At 65.8% G+C, this 16666-nt stretch carries 12 protein-coding genes; 8 read left to right on the forward strand and 4 right to left on the reverse strand.

Annotated elements, in window-relative coordinates; genetic code table 11:
* Positions 1-18: 18 nt before the first annotated feature.
* From ACYKG1_RS15965 to ACYKG1_RS15975, 3 genes are all read left to right on the forward strand, one after another.
* Positions 19-1623: a peptide chain release factor 3 gene (locus tag ACYKG1_RS15965; protein ID WP_100473627.1), complete on the forward strand. Its 1605-nt coding sequence runs from the start codon at positions 19-21 to the stop codon at positions 1621-1623.
* A gap of 178 nt (positions 1624-1801) precedes the next feature.
* Complete coding sequence (gene trhA / locus ACYKG1_RS15970) at positions 1802-2440, forward strand: PAQR family membrane homeostasis protein TrhA (RefSeq protein WP_014038156.1); 639 nt, start codon at positions 1802-1804, stop codon at positions 2438-2440.
* Between the two features lie 82 nt (positions 2441-2522).
* Positions 2523-4496 carry an AsmA family protein gene (locus ACYKG1_RS15975; protein WP_478470895.1) on the forward strand — a complete coding sequence of 658 codons (1974 nt, stop codon included), beginning with the start codon at positions 2523-2525 and terminating at the stop codon, positions 4494-4496.
* 454 nt (positions 4497-4950) lie between these two features.
* Here ACYKG1_RS15975 and ACYKG1_RS15980 read toward each other — a convergent pair whose 3' ends face one another.
* Genes ACYKG1_RS15980 through mtgA form a run of 3 tightly spaced genes read right to left on the reverse strand, consistent with a single transcriptional unit; the run spans position 4951 to position 7162 of the window.
* Complete coding sequence (locus ACYKG1_RS15980; RefSeq protein ID WP_100473629.1) at positions 4951-5382, reverse strand: CBS domain-containing protein; 432 nt, start codon at positions 5380-5382, stop codon at positions 4951-4953.
* Positions 5342-6361 carry a glycosyltransferase family 2 protein gene (locus ACYKG1_RS15985; protein WP_100475237.1) on the reverse strand — a complete coding sequence of 340 codons (1020 nt, stop codon included), beginning with the start codon at positions 6359-6361 and terminating at the stop codon, positions 5342-5344. The genes ACYKG1_RS15980 and ACYKG1_RS15985 overlap by 41 nt, the downstream gene beginning before the upstream one ends.
* Positions 6362-6418: 57 nt before the next feature.
* Positions 6419-7162 carry a monofunctional biosynthetic peptidoglycan transglycosylase gene (gene mtgA, locus ACYKG1_RS15990; RefSeq protein ID WP_478470896.1) on the reverse strand — a complete coding sequence of 248 codons (744 nt, stop codon included), beginning with the start codon at positions 7160-7162 and terminating at the stop codon, positions 6419-6421.
* Between the two features lie 77 nt (positions 7163-7239).
* On the opposite strand from mtgA, the gene hslO reads away from it, so the two are divergent.
* The 3 genes from hslO to ACYKG1_RS16005 all read left to right on the forward strand — a co-directional run bounded on the left by hslO (position 7240) and on the right by ACYKG1_RS16005 (position 12355).
* Positions 7240-8133 (forward strand): Hsp33 family molecular chaperone HslO, encoded by an 894-nt coding sequence (gene hslO, locus ACYKG1_RS15995; RefSeq protein ID WP_262227543.1) that lies wholly within the window; start codon positions 7240-7242, stop codon positions 8131-8133.
* A gap of 116 nt (positions 8134-8249) precedes the next feature.
* The gene (locus ACYKG1_RS16000) at positions 8250-9098 is read left to right on the forward strand and encodes an XOO1806 family protein (RefSeq protein ID WP_100473632.1); all 849 of its coding nucleotides are present in this window, start codon (positions 8250-8252) and stop codon (positions 9096-9098) included.
* A 380-nt stretch (positions 9099-9478) separates the two neighbouring features.
* Positions 9479-12355, forward strand: coding sequence for a TonB-dependent receptor domain-containing protein (locus tag ACYKG1_RS16005; RefSeq protein WP_262227544.1), 2877 nt, complete (start codon positions 9479-9481; stop codon positions 12353-12355).
* Between the two features lie 141 nt (positions 12356-12496).
* On the opposite strand, the gene ACYKG1_RS16010 is transcribed toward ACYKG1_RS16005, so the two are convergent.
* Positions 12497-13099, reverse strand: a complete 603-nt coding sequence (locus ACYKG1_RS16010) for a TetR/AcrR family transcriptional regulator (protein WP_005418411.1) — start codon at positions 13097-13099, stop codon at positions 12497-12499.
* 153 nt (positions 13100-13252) lie between these two features.
* On the opposite strand from ACYKG1_RS16010, the gene ACYKG1_RS16015 reads away from it, so the two are divergent.
* Together ACYKG1_RS16015 and ACYKG1_RS16020 are read left to right on the forward strand one after the other, a co-directional pair.
* Positions 13253-14170, forward strand: a complete 918-nt coding sequence (locus ACYKG1_RS16015; protein WP_100473634.1) for an alpha/beta fold hydrolase — start codon at positions 13253-13255, stop codon at positions 14168-14170.
* Entirely contained in the window at positions 14167-16644 is a 2478-nt protein-coding gene (locus tag ACYKG1_RS16020) for an acyl-CoA dehydrogenase (RefSeq protein WP_478470897.1), read from the forward strand. The genes ACYKG1_RS16015 and ACYKG1_RS16020 overlap by 4 nt, the downstream gene beginning before the upstream one ends.
* Positions 16645-16666 lie beyond the last annotated feature (22 nt).

Below are 16666 nucleotides of genomic sequence, written 5' to 3' on the forward strand. Positions count from 1 at the left end.
CGGGCGGGCGCCACTGCCATGTCCGAAGTCGCCAACGAAGCGTCGCGCCGCCGCACCTTCGCCATCATTTCCCACCCTGACGCAGGCAAGACCACGCTGACCGAAAAGCTGCTGCTGTTCGGAGGCGCGATCCAGATGGCCGGTTCGGTCAAGGGCCGCAAGGCCGCCCGCCACGCCACGTCCGACTGGATGGCCCTGGAAAAGGAGCGCGGCATCTCCGTCACCTCCTCGGTGATGCAGTTCCCGTACGAAGGCAAGATCGTCAACCTGCTCGACACCCCCGGCCACGCCGACTTCGGCGAAGACACCTACCGCGTGCTGACCGCGGTGGACTCGGCGCTGATGGTGATCGACGTGGCCAAGGGCGTGGAAGAACGCACCATCAAGCTGATGGAAGTGTGCCGCCTGCGCGACACCCCGATCATGACTTTCATCAACAAGCTCGACCGCGAGGGCAAGGACCCGATCGAGCTGCTGGATGAAGTGGAAACCGTGCTCGGCATCCAGTGCGCCCCGGTGACCTGGCCGATCGGCATGGGCCAGCGCCTGAAGGGCGTGGTCCACCTGCTAACCGGCGAAGTGCACCTGTACGAACCGGGCCGCAACTTCACCCGCCAGGACTCGACCATCTTCCCGTCCATCGATGCCCCCGGCCTGGCCGAGAAGATCGGTGCGCAGATGCTGGCCGACCTGCGTGACGAGCTGGAACTGGTGCAGGGCGCCAGCCACCCGTTCGACCTGCAGGCCTATCGCGAGGGCAAGCAGACCCCGGTGTTCTTCGGCTCGGGCGTCAACAACTTCGGCGTGCAGCCGCTGCTGGACTTCTTCGTCGAACACGCACCGGCACCGCAGGCGCGCTCCACCACCGGCCGCGAAATCGCCCCGGAAGAAAACAAGCTGACCGGTTTCGTGTTCAAGATCCAGGCCAACATGGACCCGCAGCACCGCGACCGCGTGGCGTTCATGCGGGTCTGCTCGGGCCGCTTCAGCGCTGGCATGAAGACCTTCCACGTACGTACCGGCAAGGAAATGAAGCTGGCCAATGCGCTGACCTTCATGGCCAGCGACCGCGAGATCGCTGCCGAGGCGTGGCCGGGCGATGTGATCGGTATCCACAATCACGGCACCATCTCCATCGGCGACACCTTCACCGAAGGTGAAGCGGTGACCTTCACCGGCATTCCCAACTTCGCCCCGGAACTGTTCCGCCGTGCACGCCTGCGCGATCCGCTCAAGCTCAAGCAGCTGCAGAAGGGCCTGGCCCAGCTGTCCGAGGAAGGCGCGACCCAGTTCTTCCGCCCGCTCACCAGCAACGACCTGATCCTGGGTGCGGTCGGCGTGCTGCAGTTCGACGTGGCCGCCTACCGCCTGAAGGACGAGTACGGTGTGGAAGCCACCTTCGAGCCGGTCAGCGTGACCACCGCGCGCTGGGTCCACTGCGGCAACGAGAAGAAGCTGGAAGAGTTCCGCGAGAAGAACGCGCTGAACCTGGCGCTGGATGCGGCCGGCCATCTGGTCTACCTGGCACCGACCCGGGTCAACCTGCAGCTGGCCCAGGAACGCTCGCCCGATGTGCGCTTCTCGGCCACCCGCGAAGCGGCGCATACCGTTTCGGTGGGCTGATGCCACGGGGGTCGGCGCCGTCTCCGCCAGGAAAGGGTTCCGACCCCAGCCGCCGCGGGCGGTTCATCCACGCAACGCAGGGATTCACCGACCATACGGTGACGGGCGTGCACATGTCGCCCATCGCGGCGATGATAGGGGGGTGCGGGTCCCCCTCCCCGCGAACGATGCCTACGTCATGTCCACGACTTCCGTTGCTTCGATCCGCGAAGAAATCGCCAGCGCCCTGACCCACGGCCTCGGTGCCGTGTTCGCGCTGGGTGCCGGCGCGGTGCTGATCACCCTGGCCGCCATCTACAGCGATGGCTGGCAGCTGGCCGGCGCCATCGTGTTCGGCATCGCGCTGCTGCTGCTGTACACCGCCTCCACCCTCTACCACGCCATCCAGCACCCGGTCGCCAAGGGGCGGCTCAAGGTGTTCGACCACTGCGCGATCTACGTGCTGATCGCCGGCACTTACACCCCATTCACCCTGATCGGCCTGCGTGGCCCGTGGGGTTGGGGCCTGTTCGCCGCGATCTGGACCCTGGCCCTGGCCGGCGTGGTGTTCAAGCTGTTCTACACCGGCCGTTTCAAGCGCCTGTCCACCGCCATCTACGTGGCCATGGGCTGGCTGGTGATCGTGGCGGTCAAGCCGATGCTGGCCTCGATCGACGGCTGGACGCTGGGTTGGCTGCTGGCCGGCGGCCTGTCGTACACGCTGGGTACTTATTTCTACCACCGCGAATCGATCCCCTATTCGCATGCCATCTGGCACCTGTTCGTGATCGGTGGCAGCGTCTGCCACTTCGTCGCGGTCACCATGCAGGTGCTGTAGCAGCTGCCCGCGCGCGGCGTGTGCACGCCACGCACATGGACGCTTCGCGCCCCGTCGACGATGAGGGGGCAACCATGGCAGCGTGAATGCTGCCGCCTCCCCTGCTGCAAGGCGCACGCCTCGCTGGCGCCTCCGCCGCCCTGGCCCGCGAGGCCAGCGCTGGCTGGCCCTGCTCACCTTCCTGCTGGCCGCGCTGCTGGTACTGATCGCGCTGTGGGACTGGAACTGGTTCAAGGGCCCGGTCGAGCGCGCAGTGCAGGCCCGTACCGGCCGTGCGCTGCACATCGGTCGCCTGGATGTCGACCTCGGCCGTACCAGTACGATCCGGGCCGATGCGATCACCTTCGCCAATGCAGGCTGGGCGGAACAACCGAACATGGCCAGTGCCGACCGCGTCGAGATCGACGTGCGGGTCTGGCCCCTGCTGCGCGGCAGCCTGCAGCTGCCCGAAGTGCGCCTGACCCGGCCGGACGTGCTGCTGCAAACCGCCCCTCGCAAGGGCGAACCAGGTAATTGGGATTTCCTCGGTGACAGCGCTGGCGGCACCAGCCCCCAGCTCAAACGGCTGCGCATCGATGACGGTCGCCTGCAGTTCCTCGATGCGCTCGGCCGCACCGATATCCGCGTGGACGTGCACAGTGGCAAGCCAAAGCAGGCAGACGCCGCGCCACCACTGCTGGTTCAGGGCAAGGGACACTGGCAGGGCAACCCATTCACCTTGCGCGGTGGCACCGAATCACCACTGGAGCTGACCGACAGCAACCACCCGTTCCGCATCCACCTCGACGGCCGCGTCGGCGCCACCCACGCCGTCGCCAGCGGCACACTGACCAATCCCTTCCAGCTGCGTGTGTTCGACCTGCAGTTCGCACTTAGCGGCCAGGACCTGGCCGACCTCTACCCATTGCTCGGCATCGCCATTCCGCCGTCCCCTCCCTACGCGTTGAACGGCCGCCTCAAGCGTGACCACAACGTCTGGCGCTACGACGCCTTCACCGGCAAGGTCGGCGACAGCGACCTTGGTGGCAACCTGCAGTTCGAAGTGGGCGGAGCACGTCCGCGGCTGACCGCTACGCTGGAATCCAAGCGCCTTGATTTCGACGATCTGGCCGGTTTTGTCGGCGCCCCACCAAAGACTGGTGGCGGTGAAACGGCGAACGCGGAACAGAAGGCAGAGGCTGCGCGCATCACCGCAAGCGCGCGGGTATTGCCCGATACCCCCTACAACCTCGGCAAGCTGCGTGCGATGGATGCCGACGTGCGCTGGAAGGCCCACCGCATCAACGCGCCCTCGTTGCCGCTTGACGACATGGATGCACACCTGCTGCTGGATGACGGCGTGCTGCGGCTGGACCCGCTGAACTTCGGCGTCGCCGGCGGCGATATCCGCAGCACGATCCGCATGGACGCGCGCCACCCGCAGATCAGCACCGCACTGAAGGCCAGCGTGCGCGGCGTGCAGCTGGGCCAGCTGTTCCCGGACGCGAAACTGGCCGAGCAGGCCAAGGGCGGCATCGGCGGCGAAGTGGACCTGAGTGGCCGTGGCAATTCGATCGCCGCGATGCTCGGCAGCAGCAGCGGCAAGGTCGGCCTGGCGATGGGCCGCGGCCATGTCGGCAACCTGGTGATGGAGCTGGCCGGCCTGGACATCACCGAGTCGCTGAAATTCCTGGTGACCGGCGACAAGCAGATCCCCCTGCGCTGCGCCTTCGCCGACTTCGGCGTGCGCGACGGCCTGATGACCAGCCAGGCGCTGGCGGTGGATACCACCGACACGATCCTCATCGGCGAAGGCACGGTCAGCCTGCGCGACGAGACCCTGGACCTGCTGCTGAAGCCGCGCCCGAAGGACAAGAGCATCCTGGTGCTGCGCTCGCCGCTGCACATCGCCGGCACCTTCAAGGACCCGTCATTCCGCCCGGACTTCAAAGCATTGGGCATCCGCGGCGCGGTGGCCCTGGCACTGGGCAGCATCGCCCCGCCGGCGGCATTGCTGGCGACCATCGAGCTGGGGCCGGGCAAGGATGCCGACTGCGGTGGGCAGTATGCGAAGTAGAAGCGGGGGTTCGCGGCGCCTCGTTGTTCCGCGCGTAGAGCCGGAGCAAGGCCACAGGCAGGACACGCCGTAAATACGTCCCTGTAGGCTCGGTCGGCGCATCCATGCGCCTCACGGTCCTGCCTGCCGCTACCAAAGGCAGTCAACCGACGCTGCAACCCACCGCACTCGTGGGACGTGTCCAGAGGCTGAGGGCATGGGCGTGCAGGACCGTTGGCGCCATGGGCCCGAGGCATGCCTCGGGCGGGTTGGGTACGACGCCCAACCCCGGTCTTGCCGCGTGCGCAGGACAGCGCACACGAGCAAGGCGCCATCGAGCCTACAGGGATGTACTTGCGGCGTGTCCTGCACGCCCATGCCCTCAGCCTCCCCCCGCATCAGGAAGGCGCTGCTTTGGCTTTGGCTTTGAGCTTCGAAAAGCGGGCCGGCGGGCCGCAGGCCCGCCAGCAACACCTCACCCCGCCACGATGTACTGCTGCAGCTGGTCCAGCTCCTTCCGCTGCGCATCGATCACCGACTTCACCAGGTCACCGATGGAGATCACCCCCAGCACCTGAGCACCCTCGACCACCGGCAGGTGGCGGATGCGGTAGTCGGTCACCAGTTGCAGGCAGTGCTCCACCTTCTCGCCCGGCGACACGGTCACCACCTGCGCCGTCATGATCTCCTCCACCGAGGTATCGCGCGACGAACGATCACGCAGCACGATCTTGCGCGCGTAATCACGCTCGGACAGGATCCCGACCAGCCGCGGCCCGTCCATCACCAGCACCGCACCGATGCCCTTCTCCGCCATCAACCGGATCGCATCGATCACCGCCGCGTCCGGCGCGACCGCATGTACTTCAGGAGACTTGCCGTCCAACAGTTGCCGTACCGTCGTCATCTGCCTGCCCTCCGAGGGTGGGTTGCAGGGCCGAGTCTGCCACGGCGGATGCTAGCCACGCGTCAACCAGATACAACGGCCGCTGCTTGGACTCCTCGTACAGCCGTCCCAGGTACTCACCCATCAAGCCCAGCGCGATCAGCTGCACCCCGCCCAGGAACAGGATCACCGCCATCATCGTCGGCCAACCCGCCACCCGGTCGCCATACAACGCCGCCTTCACGATCACCCACAGGCCGAACACGAAAGCGACCGCTGCGGTTGCCAGGCCCAGATAGGTGGCGGCCCGCAGCGGCACGGTCGAGAATCCGGTGATGCCTTCGAGGGCGAAATTCCACAGCCGCCACAGGCTGAATTTACTGGTGCCGGCCACGCGCGCGTGGCGGTGATAGGGCACGGCGATCCGCTTGAAGCCTACCCAGCTGAAAAGCCCCTTCATGAAACGGTGGCGCTCACGCATCCCGCGCAGGGCGCTCAGTGCGCGCGGCGACAACAGGCGGAAGTCCCCGGTATCGGCCGGAATCGGCGTCCGCGACAGGCGGCCCATCACCCGATAGAACATCGCTGCCGTGGCGCGCTTGATCCAGGACTCGCCATCGCGGGCCATGCGCGTGCCGTACACGTTGTCATGGCCCTCGCGCCAGCACGCAACGAACTGCGGCACCAGCTCCGGCGGGTCCTGGCCGTCGGCATCGAGGATCATCGCCGCCCCCTCGTGCACCAGATCCAGGCCTGCGGTCAGCGCCGCCTCCTTGCCGAAGTTGCGCGACAGCTTCAGCGCCGAGACGCGCGCATCGGCCTGGGCCAGCCCCGCGATCACCTCCCATGTGCGGTCATGACTGCCGTCATCCACATAGAGGATGTGGCCGTCGATGTCGGGCATGCCGTCCAGCACCGCGCACAGCCGTGGGTGCAGCAGCGGCAGTGCCAGGGCCTCGTTGTAGGCGGCGATGACGAAAGTAAGGCGTTCGCGGTTCATGCCCGGATTGTACGTTGCCTGCAGGCGCATGGCCCGCCGCCCCGAGGGCATCTGCCCTCAATCTTCCGACAGGTATGACGCGCCACCCAGCTGGCGTGCCTGGCGCTGGATCCATGCCGCGCGCCGCTGCACATACGGCCCTGGTTTTGCCGCGCTGTAGCGCCTCGGTGCCGGCAGTACCGCCGCCAGTCGCGCGCTCTCGGCCGGACTCAGCCGGGCCGCGTCCTTGCCCCAGAATTTCTGGGCTGCCGCCTGCGCGCCGTATACACCATCACCGAACTCGGCGATGTTCGCGTACATCTCCAGGATCCGCTCCTTCGGCCACAGCGCCTCGATCAGCACCGTGTACCAGACTTCCAGGCCCTTGCGGACCCAGCTGCGGCCCTGCCACAGGAACAGGTTCTTGGCCACCTGCTGGCTGATCGTGCTGGCACCGCGCAGGCGCCCGCCCCTGGCGTTGTGGTCGCGGGCCTTTTCGATGGCCTGCAGATCGAAGCCGTTGTGATCCGGGAAGCGCTGGTCCTCGGCCGCCACCAGCGAGATCGGCAGGCTCGGCGCCATCTGCTCGATGTCGCGCCATTGGTAATGCAGCCGATAGGACCAGTCGGCCTCGCCCAGCGCCTCGCCATAGCGCCACAGCATCACCGTGGACACCGGCGGATCGATGAACCGCAGCACCAGCACCTGCAGGCAGCTGAAGGCGGCCAGCAGCACCGGCAGCCACAGCAGCCGCTTCCAGCGCCGCCGGCGCGGGGCGGCCACCACCGCCTCTACCTTGTGCTGCTCTCCCACTGCCCCCATTACTGGTGCATCCTTCTTCTGTCTGGTTGTCGGCGCATTATCCGGCAACCGCCCCCGTTTACGCGCGATGTGAGCCGATGACCGCCAACTCCGATTCCCTGATCCGTTTCCTGCTTCCCGACGCCGGCGTCCGCGGCGTGCATGTGCACCTGCAGGCCACCTGGCAGGAAATCCTGTCCCACGCCGCGTACCCGGACGCCGCTGCCGAGCTGCTCGGCGAGGCCTGCGTCGCCTCCGCACTGTTCACCGGCCACACCAAGATCGATGGCCGCCTGTCAGTGCAGCTGCGCAGCAGCACTGCCCTGCGCACCCTGTTCGCCGAGTGCACCGCCGGCGGCACCCTGCGCGGCATCGCCCAGCTCAGCGAAGGCACCGACGCGCCGCGTGACCTGTCCAGCCTCGGTGATGACGCCATCCTCGCCATCACCATTGAAAATCCCGGCCTGGATCCGCGCGAGCCGCAGCGCTACCAGAGCCTGGTGGCGCTGAGCGCACCGGAACTGGACGAGGCCTTCGAGGACTATTTCCGCCAGTCTGAGCAGCTGCCGACCCGCCTGCTGCTGGCCGCCGACCGCAGCGGTGCCGCGGGCCTGCTGCTGCAGAAGCTGCCGGGCGACGAAGGCGACGAGGATGGCTGGGCCCGCGCCAGCGCCCTGTTCGAGACCCTGGGCAAGGCGGAACTGCTGGCCACCCCGGCCGAGCAGCTGCTGCACCGCCTGTTCCACGAAGAGCGGCCGGAACTGCTGGGCGGCAAGCCGCTGTCCTTTGCCTGCTCCTGCTCGCGCGAGCGGGTTGCCGGCATGCTGCAGTCGCTGGGGGAAGAGGAGGCCCGTGCGGCCGCCGAGGACACCGGCGCCGTCGAAGTCCGTTGCGAATTCTGCGGGCGCGAGTATCACTTTCCATTGACGGAGTTCGGCATACTGTTCCACGGCGCCCAGGGGGCTGTACCGGCGCCTGAACGACTTCAGTAAACGGCAGTCTTGTACCTGGGGAGGATCAAGGCTTGTTAAGAATTCATAAACACCCTAGGATCAGGTTCCCGTCCCCGCGGGAACTTCCGTTGTCCGTCCCTGTCTGAACTGGTCCGATGCGTACCTACCTGCGTCTACCGCTGGCCCTGCTGATCGCCCTTGGCGCGATCACGGGCGTGCATGCGCAGAGCAAGGACACGCGCACCGTGCTGCCGGTATGGAACAAGGGCAGCGGCAAGGTCGAGGCGCTGCTGTACCTGGAACCGACTGGCGAACAGGCCGCCGGCGCCCGCTGGCATTTCGGCCGCAATTCGCTGGACGCGGCCTTTGGCCTCTCCTCAGGCGATTCGCTCGGCCTGCTCTGCAACAGCAGCAGCGGGACCAGCATCAGCGGCCTGGCCAGTCATTGCATGCTGGCCAGCCTGGGCGACGAGGACGATCTGAACAGCCGCCGTTTCAGCGGTACCGCCGCACTGAACCGTGGCAACAGCCGCCTGGGCATCACCGCCGGCAGCGGCCGTGAAACCCTTCCCGCCTGGTTGTCCGGCCCGAACAAGACGCCCTCGCTGCGTGCCGAGCAGAACGATCTGACCGTGTTCGCGCAGAAGAACATCGGTCGCGAAGGCTTCGTCTCCATTGCCGGTACCTACGCCAAGGCGCGTCTGGTTCCGCTGGCCGACGCCTCGCCAGCCATCGTCGATCGCTGGGACAGCAAGAGCCTGAGCATCGGCGCCGGTTACGGCAACTTCACCGGCAGCATCATCGGCCGCGTGGTCGACGTCCCGGGCAAGCCCGGCAAGTGGGAAGGCCTGGGCATCGGCCTGACCTGGCGTACTCCGTGGTCCGGCCAGCTCACCGTCGGTGCCGAGAATGTGATCAGCCGCGGCAAGAATCCGTTCTCGCCGCGCAACGAAAGCAATGATGACGGCACCGTGCCGTATGTGCGTTACGAACAGGATCTCTGATCCCGCACGCAGGTTCAGTAGCGATGTTCCCAAGGGCGCCGAAGGGCGCCCTTCGCATGTGTGCGCCTGCCACGCACCGGTAGATGGATAACGCTATTGGATATGAAACCGAACACATCGACATAGTGTGATACATATCAGTCGAAACTTTTTCCATCATCCTGCGTTAACAATCGAGGCAGGAACGCATATCCATACCATCAACCTATTGATTGGCATGGATAAAGCGCATTTTTACCAAAATCACAGACTTGATTAACACAGCTTTAATTCTTGGCGAACGCCCGTTACTATCGGGTCAGCCTCGCGATTTGGGAGCGCTTTTTCGCTCCCCCGCCGGGCATTAACCCCAGCCAAGATTTCTTGGAGAGAGAGAGCCAATGAAACTCAAGTCAAGCCAACTGCGTGACGCAGTTGTGATCGCGCTTGTCGCCGGTGCCACCACCGCGACGGCCCACGCCCAGGAAGCCACCAACCTCGACCGTATCGAGGTCACCGGTTCGCGCATCCGTCAGGTCGATACCGAAACCGCACAGCCCGTCCTGAGCATCAGCCGCGCTTCGATCGAGAAGAGCGGCTTCAAGACCGTGGCCGACGTCCTGCAGAACATCTCTGCCGCCGGCAGCCCGGCCATCAGCCGTTCCGAGCCGCTGTCCTCCGGCGAAGCCGTCGGTGGCTTCTACATCGACCTGCGCAACCTCGGTGCCGAGCGCACCCTGGTGCTGGTCGACGGCAAGCGCCTCGGCGCCAGCGTCAGCGGCCTGCAGGACGTGTCGCAGATCCCGTCGGCCATCGTCGAGCGCATCGACGTGCTGAAGGACGGCGCGTCGTCGATCTACGGCTCCGACGCGATCGCCGGCGTGATCAACATCATCACCCGCAAGAACTTCCAGGGCCTGGAAGCCAACGCCTACGTCGGCCAGTACGGCGAAGGCGACGGCCAGAAGACCAGCTACGACTTCGTGGCCGGCTTCACCGGTGACCGTGGCTCGATCACCATCGGCGCCGAATACGCCGAAGAAAAGGAAGTGTGGGCCAAGGACCGCTGGTTCAGCCGTTATCCGCGCACCACCTTCCACCCGGCCCAGAACTGGAGCCCGGTCAGCCAGTGGGGCACCATCATCGATCCGGATACCGATGACTGGCTGGTGCTGAACCGTGGTGGCGACTACCGCGACGTCAATCAGTACCACGACCAGGACTTCGCCGGCATCACCGGTGACACCAGCAACTCCAATACGCAGATGCACCTGCTGACGCCGACCAAGCGTCGCTCGGTGTTCGCCAACGTTCAGTACGACCTGACCGACAACGTCCGTTTCGTCTCCGACCTGCTTTACACCCGTCGTGAGTCGCAGGCCCAGGTCGCAGGCTATCCGCTGCAGACCGCCTCGTATGAGCGCCTGGGTGCGAAGTGGGATGCCGACAGCTACTACAACCCCTTCGGCAAGGACATGGGCTTCATGCGCCGTGGCTGGGAAGTGCCGCGCCTGTCGACCAACAAGCTGACCACCTTCCGCTTCACCGGCGCCCTGCAGGGCAGCTTCCAGTTCAATGACAAGTACTTCGACTGGGAAGCGGGCTACATCTACCAGAACTCTGAGAACCAGCAGAGCCAGACCGGCAACTACAACGTGCTGGCGGTCAATGCCGCCACCGGTCCGTCGTTCTACAACCCGGCCACCGGCCGCGTCGAGTGCGGCACGGCCGCAGGCCTGGTCGACGGCTCCAATCCGATCTATGGCCCGGGCGCCGGCGGCTGCCTGCCGTGGAACCCGGCCATTCCGTATGGCCGTACCGGTGACGGTGGCCTGACCGGCAACCCGGACCTGCAGCAGTTCCTGTTCCCGACCACCAAGAACACCGGTGAAGTCACCACCAAGACCTACTACGCGAACATCGCCGGCAGCCTGTTCACCCTGCCCGCCGGCGACCTGGGCTTCGCGCTGGGTTACGAGTACCGCGAAGACAAGGGTTCGTACAATCCGGACGCCCTGTCGCAGACCGGCTACTCGACAGACCTGGCCGCCGGCCCGACCGGTGGCGGCTACGACGTCAACGAAGTGTACCTGGAGCTGAATGTTCCGATCCTGGCCGACCTGCCGGGTGCCAAGGAACTGAGCTTCAACGCCGCGACGCGCTATTCGAAGTACAGCACCTTCGGCAACACCACCAACAACAAGTTCGGCCTGAAGTGGAAGCCGATCGACCAGCTGCTGGTGCGTGCGACCTACGCCGAAGGCTTCCGTGCGCCGACCATCGACAATCTGTACGGTGGCAGCTCGCAGACCTTCGCGTACTTCACCGATCCGTGCGACACCTCGTTCGGCTCCACCGATCAGCCGGGCGTCGCCGCCCGGTGTGCCGCGGCCATCGGCCCGACCGCCAGCACCTTCCGCCAGCTGCGCCAGGGCTATGTGCCGGCCAGCGGTCCGGATGAGCAGACGCCGGATCCGTTCAATGCCGTCTCCAATCCGGACCTGACCCCGGAGAAGTCGAAGTCCAAGACGGTCGGCCTGGTGTGGAGCCCGACCTTCGCCCAGGGCCTGAACATGAGCCTGGACTGGTGGAACATCAAGATCACCAACACCATCGTCACCGACAGCCCGGATGACCAGCTGAACGACTGCTACGTGCTTGGCATCGCCGAGCGCTGCAACTCGTTCACCCGTGACCCGAACCGTCACAACGTGATCAACCTGACCTACGCACCGCGTAATGCCGGTTACCAGGAAACCGAAGGCTTCGACTTCGACGTGGCCTACCGCTTCGAGACCGACAGCTGGGGTACCTTCAACGCCAACCTGCAGAACAGCTACGTCACCAAGAACGTGCTGAAGACCACCAACGCGCAGCAGGTGCCGGTGTCGATCCTCAACGGCTTCGGCAGCAACTTCCGCCTGCGTTCGAACCTGGTGCTGGGCTGGGAGCGTGGCGACTGGGGCGTGACCTGGGGCACCCGTTACTTCTCCAGCGTCAAGGAGCGCTGCTATTACAGCGACGAGTGCAGCCTGCCGGACTTCGGTTCGCCGGATCCGGTGCGCGACCAGCCGATGAACAAGCGTGGTTCGACCATGTTCCACGACGTCCAGGTCTCCTGGAACGCCCCGTGGAATGCAACCATCGCCGTGGGTGCGCGTAACGTGTTCGATCATTACGGCCCGCAGATGTACTCGGCGCCGAACTCGCAGTACTCCTACTACGGTGGCTACGACATCGGTCGCTTCATGTACATGCAGTACAAGCAGAAGTTCTGATCGGCAGTCTGATCAGCTGATGCAGCAACGGCCCCGCAAGGGGCCGTTGTTCTTTGTGGTGCATGGAAGCACGCTGGGCCGCGCGCGAAAAAAGAAGCCGCGGCATCGCCGCGGCCTTCCTTCAGCATCATTCCCGGGCACTCATCCGTTCGGGATCAGCGTCTCGATCAGATGCTCGACGTACGCTTCGAAATCCTCGCGTGCCTGCTTGGGCTGCTGCAGCTGCAACGACAACTGCAGGAAGCCGACGTAGGCAGCGTAGGCCAGCCGCGCACGATGGCGTGCGTCGGTCGAGCTGAGGCCGGCCTGGCGGAACGAGGCGACCAGATAATCAAGGCGTCGCTGCGAGACGCGGTCGATCACCGGCCGCACCATTGGATGATCCAGTGCCTTGAGCAGCTCGCTGTAGATGATGTGCGGCTGCACTTCATGCGCCACCATCTGGAACAGCTGGCGCAGGCGCACGCGCGGATCCGGTACGTCTTCCAGGCTGCCGAACACCTGTTCCTGTTCGAACAGTTCCCAGCGTTCCAGCGCCGCCTGCAGCAATGCATCGCGCGAAGGGAAATGCCAGTAGAAACTTCCCTTGGTGACACCCAGTCGCCGTGCCAGCGGCTCCACCGCGACGGCGCCGACACCTTGTTCAGCAATCAGATCGAGGGCCGCCTGGGCCCAGTCTTCGGCACTCAGGCGGCTGTTGCGGCCGGCGCGCGGTTCGCCGGCGGAAGCGTCAGGTTGATTCATGGACTGATTTAACCATACGCCGGGGTTCGTTGCAGTACGCGGTTGCGGTCGGAAGCGTCGCAGGACCCTGGGGAGGGTCCATTCAGGCGCCTTTCGCAGTGCACCATACCCTGCAGTATTGACTTCCCCCCGAAGCGATCCATACTAGCAAGTATGGTTACGTCCCCAACTTCCGCTGCGTTCCACGACCTGCGCCTGGACGCCGCCCATGGCGCCCGCCTCGCGGCGACCGCCAGCGACCATGGCCGGCGCGGCCGCGTGCTGTTCGCGCATGGCTTCGGCCAGACCCGTCATGCCTGGAATGCCACCGCCCGCGCGTTGAACGCCGCTGGGCTGCAGACGCTGGCCTACGACGCCCGCGGCCATGGCGATTCCGACTGGAATGCTGCCGACCTGCCCTATCACGGTGAACAGTTCGCCGACGACCTGATCGTGCTGGCCGGCGAACAGCCGCGTCCGCCGGTACTGGTCGCCGCATCGATGGGCGGCCTGTTCGGCCTGCTGGCCGAGTCGCGCTGGCCGGGCCTGTTCTCGGCGATGGTGCTGGTCGACATCACCCCGCGTTGGGACACCGCCGGCGTCGAGCGCATCCTGGCCTTCATGACGGCCCATCCCGACGGCTTCGCTTCGTTGACCCAGGCCGCCGACGTGATTTCGGCGTACATGCCGCATCGTCCGCGCAAATCCGAGCAGTCGCTGCGTGCACTGCTGCGCGAGGACGGCCACGGGCGTTGGCGCTGGCATTGGGATCCGCGCCTAGTGGCCGAGCTGGCCCGCGACAGCGAACAGCACCAGGACGCACTGGCCGAAGCCGCACGCCAGGTGAAATGCCCACTGCTGCTGGTCAGCGGCGGCCGCAGCGACCTGGTCACGCCGCAGACCGTGGCCGAATTCCTGGCATTGGCGCCGCATGCGCGGCATGTACAGCTGCCGCAGGCCACGCACATGGTCGCTGGCGATGACAACGACGCCTTTACCGCTACTGTGTTGGACTATCTGGACGTGTTGCCCGCAGCGGACGCTGCGGCTTCGTCCGCCACAAACGAGCACGTCACCGGAGCACGCTCATGAGCATCGTTCTTCCCTTCCTCGCCCTGCTGCTGGCAGGCGCGTTCGTCGCCTACCACCGCATGCGGCTGGTTACCTGGACGCTGATCAGCGTGGCCCTGCTGGCCGCCTGCTGGTTCATTCCCTACGTCAACCAGACCGCCACGATCGTCGCGGCCGCCGTGCTGGCCGTCATCGCCGTGCCGCTGCTGCTGCCGTTCATCCGCAAGCCGCTGCTGACCGGCCCGATGATGAAGGTGTTCCGCAAGGTGCTGCCGCCGCTGTCGCAGACCGAGCGCATCGCGCTGGAAACCGGCTCGGTCGGTTTCGAGGGCGAACTGTTCACCGGTGATCCGGACTGGAACATCCTGCTCAACTATCCCAAGCCGCAGCTGACCGCCGAAGAACAGGCCTTCCTCGATGGCCCGGTGGAAGAGCTGTGCACCATGGTCAACGACTGGGAAATCACCCACGTCCACGCCGACCTGCCGCCAGAGCTGTGGGCCTTCATCAAGAAGAACAAGTTCTTCGGCATGATCATCCCGAAGGAATATGGCGGCCTGGGCTTCTCCGCGCTGGCCCACCACAAGGTGATCCAGAAGCTGGCCTCGGTGTCCTCGGTGGTCAGCTCCACCGTCGGCGTGCCGAACTCGCTGGGCCCGGGTGAACTGCTGGTGCATTACGGCACCCAGGAACAGAAGGACCAGTACCTGCCGCGCCTGGCCGATGGCCGCGAAGTGCCCTGCTTCGGCCTGACCGGCCCGTTCGCCGGTTCCGACGCCACCTCGATTCCGGACTACGGCATCGTCTGCAAGGGCGAGTGGAACGGCGAGCAGGTGCTGGGCGTCAAGCTGACCTTCGACAAGCGCTACATCACCCTGGCTCCGGTCGCTTCGCTGATCGGCCTGGCCTTCCGCATGTACGACCCGGATCGCCTGATCGGCGATACCCGCGACATCGGCATTACCCTGGGCCTGCTGCCGCGCGACACCGCCGGTGTTGAAATCGGCCGTCGCCACTTCCCGCTGAACTCGACGTTCCAGAACGGTCCGATCCGCGGCAAGGACGTGTTCATTCCGCTGACCCAGCTGATCGGTGGCGCAGCCATGGCCGGCAAGGGCTGGAACATGCTCAACGAGTGCCTGGCCGTGGGCCGCTCGATCACCCTGCCGTCCACTGCCAGTGGCGGTGCGAAGGCCGGTGCGGCCGTCACCGGCGCCTATGCGCGCATCCGCAAGCAGTTCGGCCTGTCGGTCGGCCGCTTCGAGGGCGTCGAGGAAGCGCTGGCCCGCATCGGTGGCAAGGCGTACAAGATCAGCGCACTTTCGCAGGCCACCGCTGCGGCGGTCGACCGTGGTGACGTGCCGTCGGTACCGTCGGCGATCGCCAAGTATCATTGCACCAGCATGAGCCGCGAAGTGATCTCGGACATGATGGACGTGATCGGCGGCAAGGGCATCATCCTGGGGCCGCGCAATTTCGCTGGCCGCAGCTGGCAGGCCGCACCGATCGCGATCACCGTGGAAGGCGCCAACATCATGACCCGCAGCCTGCTGATCTTCGGCCAGGGTGCGATCCTCTGCCACCCGTGGGTGCTGAAGGAAATGAAGGCCGCGCAGGATCCCGATACCCGTGCCGGCCTGCAGGACTTCGACCGCAGCCTGTTCGGCCACATCCGCTTCGGCATTTCCAATGCCGTGCGTTCGTTCTGGTTCGGCCTGACCGGCGCGCGCTTCGGTGCCGCCCCGGGCGACGCCTACACCCGCCGCTACTTCCGCAAGCTGGACCGCTACTCGGCCAACCTGGCGCTGATGGCCGACATCTCGATGATGACCCTCGGCGGCAAGCTGAAGTTCAAGGAATCGCTGTCCGGCCGCCTGGGCGATGTGCTGAGCCACGTCTACATGACCAGCGCCATGCTCAAGCGCTACCACGACGAAGGCGCACCGCAGGCCGACCAGCCGCTGCTGGCCTGGGCCTTCCATGACAGCGTGCACAAGATCGAAGAGTCGCTGTCGGCTGCGCTGCGCAACTTCCCGATCCGTCCGATCGGTTGGCTGATGTGGGCGCTGATCTTCCCGCTGGGCCGTCGTGCCGAGGCCCCGGGCGACCGCCTGAGCCGCCGCGTCGCCGCCCTGCTGATGGCGCCGAATGAAGCCCGCGACCGCCTGGCCAGTGGCGTGTTCCTGACCCCGTGCGAGAACAACCCGGGCGGCCGCATCAACAGCTACCTGAGCAAGGCGATCATGGCCGAGCCGGTGGAGCGCAAGTTCCTGAAGGCGCTGAAGAGCAAGGGCATCGAGGCGCTGGACTTCAAGGCGCAGCTGGACGAAGCCGTGGCCGAGGGCGTGATCACCCAGGACGAGCGCAGCCTGCTGGAAGAGCTGCGTACGCTGACCCTGGACACCATCACCGTGGACGACTTCGACACCCACGAACTGCGCGCGGCCAGCTACTACGACCGCCAGCACAAGGACCCGCATTCGCAGGCGGCCTGATCGCCCGCCACACGCGTTGCCT

This window comes from Stenotrophomonas sp. 85239_Sma, assembly GCF_056481725.1.